We start from the raw sequence: 4499 nt of genomic DNA, 5'->3' as shown, positions 1-4499 counted from the left end.
ACCCCAACAGAGTGACGGCCACACGCCGCCCGGCACAGCACCCGAACGGCGCGTCACATCACAACAGGGCAAACGTTCCCTGCTACGGCACTAGAAAGCAGAGGAAAGGCCTCAATGGGGATCCTGGTGATTCTCCGCACAAGAAGAAGGTCCATCGGGGTCAGGCGCCTGGCGTTCAACAGGGGCTTGGGGATTCGCCAGCCAGGGAGATTCTCGAGGAGGGATCGCGTGGCGTTTCCCGGTCTTCGTCTGGTTCACCGGATGTGACGACAGGTGGGCGCGTGCCGAAGACAACGAATTATAGGAAGTCGCTGCGTGCTGCGGCCAGCAAGCAGATGAACCAGAGAGGCACGCGATGAGTTTTGGTATCGACTTCGGTACGAGTAACTCGGTTGTTGCTCGCTGGAACGGGCACACCACCGAAGTGCTGCCGGTCGACGGCGACAACGTGCCCGCCCAGTGGCGGATGTCGGAGTTCGAGCAGCTCTTCCCCTCCGCGCTGTCCGTCCGCGACCTCCAGCGCACCCTCTGCTTCGGCTGGGAGGCGAAGACTGGCACCAGCGAGCCGCTCGACGCTGTGAAGCGCATGCTCGGCACCCGCTCCGGTGCCGAGAAGGACGGCGACACTGACGGTCTCGAGGTCGCAGCCCAGCTCGAGGAGCACCACGTCTGGGTCGGCTCGCAGAAGTTCCACAGCACGGTCGCGGCCGCCTCCCTCTTCAGCCGGATGAAGGAAGGCGTCTCCGTCCAGCTGCTCGACCTCTCCGACGCGGTCGTCACGGTCCCCGCCAACGCCACGGGTGGCGCCCGCTACCGCACCCGTGCCGCGGCGGCACTCGGCGGAGTGAAAGTCCGGGCCCTGCTTAACGAGCCCACCGCGGCCGCGATTTCGTACGCCCACGACGTTCCGATCCCCGGCCGATTCCTGGTCTTCGACTGGGGCGGCGGCACCATCGACGTCACCGTCCTCGAACACGACGACGCCCTCTTCGAGGAGCAGACCTCCCGAGGCATTACCGCCCTCGGGGGCTTGGAGTTCGACAACGCGCTGGCCCAGTTGATCCAGCAGAAGATCGGCCTGACCGCGGACCAGCTCACCAAGGCCGAACGACGCCGGTGGCGCCGGTCGGTCGAGCTGACGAAGATCGCACTGTCCTCCGTGCCTACGGATGGCGCACTCTTCTTCGACCTCCCGGTCGGCCTCGCCCCCTCGATCTCGAGGCGTGAGGTCAGGATCACCGCGGCCGAGTACACCGAGGCGATCACCCCGCCCATCACCCGCGCTTTGAATCCGGTCCAGCAGGCCCTGGAAGACCTGGCAGTCACCGCGGACGACATCGATTCCGTTCTGATGATCGGCGGCACCTCGCAGATCCCCCAGGTGCGTCACGCCCTGGGCGAGCTCCTCGGCCACGACCGCATCGTCGACAGCGGCCTGTGCCGACCCATGACCGCCGTCGCCCGAGGTGCAGCCATCTACGCGGCCTCCCTCGACGGCGAACTCGGTGATGACAGCGACTTCTCCTTGGTGACCAGCTACGACCTGGGCACGGCCGTGAGCGCGGGCGAACAGAAGGGCTTCCGCGCCATCATCCGACGCAACGCCACGCTCCCCGCGGAGAGTTCGGCCAACTTCTACCCGGACACGCCGGGCGCTTCCTTCGTGCGCGTGCCGGTGATCGAGGGCGAGGCCGGCTACCCGGCCGACAGCGACCGCGCCTTCCCCCTGGCCAACATCGAGGTGCATCTCCCGACTCGCGAACAGGACATCCGCCGGAACAAGATCGAGATCAAGTTCCGCTACAACGAGAGCGGCATCCTGCGCTTCACCGCCACCCACGCGGCCACCGGCAAGCAGCTTGCCGAGCGCGAGATCGATTCCTTCGGCCCCGACGGCACCCCACTGCAGCACGGCCTCGAAGACGAACTGACCCGCCTCTTGGCCCACACCGTCCGCCCGTTCGCCGACGGCTCCTCCAACGTCCAACATCTCTCGGCAGCTGAATCAGCCAACGCCCGCCCGGCACCGATCGACATGGCTGTGCGCGTATTGGAGGCCGACCCGGCCGTAACAATCAACGGCGAGCCGCAGGGCGTGGTGAGGGGGGACTTTGACCAGCCCCTGGACTCTGTTGGGTAGTTTCCGGGTGCGCCAGTAGCTCGCTCCAGTGCTGCGGCAGGTGTCGGCAGCCGATGGATCCCGTCTATGGCCGCCGACACCGGTGTCCCGAAGCTGTGCGTTCGTGACGAGCAGGCATGGCTGCCGCCGCCGGGCGCGGTCCCATGCGCGGTCCCCGGCGTCCCCTTGTTGCGGGCGATCTCCCGACTGACAGTCGAAGGAGCGCGCCCCAAGGAGCGGGCTATCTCGCGGATCGAGTCACCCCGGGCCAGAGCGCGCGAGATAGGCTCCCGCTCAGACAAAGCCAGTTGACTCGACCTGCGCTGGCGGACCGGTGGAACGTAGCCGCCGTTGGACTTGATGATCGTGAAGATCGAGCCAGGTGGTCTGCCCAGCGCCCGTGCGGTCTGGGCGTTGAGGGATTGCGGTGGAGCAAGAAGTCAGAGTCGGTGGTCGCCGGGTCGCACTTGCGACGGCTGTCGGGTGGGTTGCCGCCTACTTCGACGAGCGGGGCAACGCGGCGGCCGCTGCGGTCAAAGGCGGGAAGCCGTACGCCTATCCGGCGTACGACCGTATGGAGACTGGCAGTGGTCCGGACCGGCTCAATGATGGGGATCTGCTTGCTCCGGTGTTGCTGAATGTAGCTCCTTCGGTCAAAGCGGTGTTCAACCTGCAGGCAATACGTTCTGGACTCGAAGCGGTCCTTGCTGGCATCCCACAGGACCTCACGCTGCAGGCGGCGGTGGCCGGTGGGAGTCACGGGCAGCCGCTGCAGGCGCTGGGTGGGTTTCTGGACCAGGGCGGTGGTGTTCCGGGGGTGGGTGGAACCATCCTTATGAAGATCATGCACCGTAAGCGACCGCTGTTCCTTCCGCTGTACGACACCCAGGTTTATGCCTGCTACTGCGGCACCACGGTGGACCACCCCATCCAGCCTGTTCCCAAGCGCACTTGGGCGGAGTTCTTCACGCTGCTGGCTGAATCGATGGCGAGTGACCTCGAATCGCAGCCCGCGCAGTGGAAAGCCCTCGCCGCAGCGGCCCCCGTGGACGTGACGCTGCTGCGCGTCCTGGACGTCGTGGCGTGGCACTTCGGCAAGCCTGGGTGAGCGCGGGCTGCGGTAGCCATTGAGGCAGAACACGCAGGCGAGCCGCAGTGAGACAGATCACTGCGGTTCACGTGCCTCTCACACGGCTCTCACGGACTATGCCTCATGAGGCGCTATCAGGCGTCACGCAGGGTGGATGAGATGGACCCCGACCTGCACGATTCGGACTGGTGAGCATCGACCGGACCCTTGTCCGAACGCTGAGGTCAAGGGGTCGCCGGCTCAGATCCTGTCGTCCCGACCGGGGCTCACTCTAAAGTCGCAGTTCAGGACCTTTCGGCAGTGGTGTTGCTCGGCCGTCGCGCTGTACCCGGCTACTCGTCTTCGGGAAGTTCGTACTGTCCCTGGGCTCGCTCGTTGAATAGCCGCTGCATGCGTTTTTCGATGGCATATGTGTGGGCGAGAGACCCCACGTACCCCTCCTCGCTGAGTTGGAGGAATTCTGGACGAGCCAGTCTGTAGGCCTCTCCCACAACCTTTTTGTGTTGGTGGCGCAGGCCTTGCGGTGCTGCCAGTTCTCCAGGGGCGTGCGCTGGAACGCTGTCGATGTCCTCGGCCGTGATGGGGAGCAGCCGCCCACGATCAATGATGGCCAGCCGCTTGCTGGGCGCGGTGGGGCTCAGCAGCACCCGTGTGGTCAACGAGCAGTTGACCCACTGCGGGATATCGACGGCACTCCTCTGGCAGGCCCGCCCGGAGACGAGCCAGCGCACTGTGGCCGTGTACCACCGGTGCCCGGCAATCTCGAAGGCTCGGGCGTCGGATACGGAGTTGAACCCGACCAACGCATGTGCACCAACCCACACCCAGTCGTGCGCTTCTTCCAGTTGCCCCGACTCAAGGATGACCGCGCCCGAAAAGCCGCGTTGACCTCTGGAGTTGCGTGCGACGGCGCCACCACGCCGAGGATCGGTGAGGAGGCTCTTCAGCTCTGCGTCATCGACCTCGGATGGCACAGCGAACTTGGTCAGCACATCGTCGAGCGAGGAGAGGAACACGAACTTGTCGCCCAAGCCCTGGACGTCCGTAACCATGGGAGGACCGAAGGACGAGCCGTCGCCGAAGTCACTGTCTTCGCTGACGAAGTAGACGGTCTCGTCAGGGTGCTCGCGTGCGTACTCCACAGCCGTGAGCCAGACTGCCGCGTCCCGAGCCCCAGTCTTGTCGCCGCCCACCTTCTTAGAGGGTGTTCGGTACCGTTTCATGCTGCCGCGGGCGGTTTCGGGCGGAGGTATTGCCCGATTTGGCTCGGGCTCGCGGTCAGCCTGCTGA

The 4499-nt window shown here is 65.6% G+C and carries 3 protein-coding genes and 1 pseudogene; 2 read left to right on the top strand and 2 right to left on the bottom strand.

What is annotated here, in order from left to right:
* Positions 1-355: 355 nt before the first annotated feature.
* Positions 356-2140 (top strand): Hsp70 family protein, encoded by a 1785-nt coding sequence (locus ACIPEK_RS46210; RefSeq protein ID WP_402008923.1) that lies wholly within the window; start codon positions 356-358, stop codon positions 2138-2140.
* A gap of 164 nt (positions 2141-2304) precedes the next feature.
* Here the strand turns inward: ACIPEK_RS46210 and ACIPEK_RS46205 are convergent.
* Positions 2305-2421, bottom strand: a pseudogene (locus ACIPEK_RS46205) (helix-turn-helix domain-containing protein); the annotation flags it as partial.
* A 125-nt stretch (positions 2422-2546) separates the two neighbouring features.
* Between ACIPEK_RS46205 and ACIPEK_RS46200 the strand changes: the two are divergent.
* Positions 2547-3227 (top strand): DUF6308 family protein, encoded by a 681-nt coding sequence (locus ACIPEK_RS46200; protein ID WP_402008921.1) that lies wholly within the window; start codon positions 2547-2549, stop codon positions 3225-3227.
* Between the two features lie 314 nt (positions 3228-3541).
* On the opposite strand, the gene ACIPEK_RS46195 is transcribed toward ACIPEK_RS46200, so the two are convergent.
* Positions 3542-4499: PIN domain-containing protein (locus ACIPEK_RS46195; RefSeq protein ID WP_402008919.1), on the bottom strand; the 958-nt coding region annotated here is incomplete at its 5' end.

The organism is Streptomyces sp. NPDC088246, assembly GCF_044741025.1.
Classification (GTDB): domain Bacteria; phylum Actinomycetota; class Actinomycetes; order Streptomycetales; family Streptomycetaceae; genus Streptomyces.
This window is presented reverse-complemented; position numbering and strand designations above follow the sequence as displayed.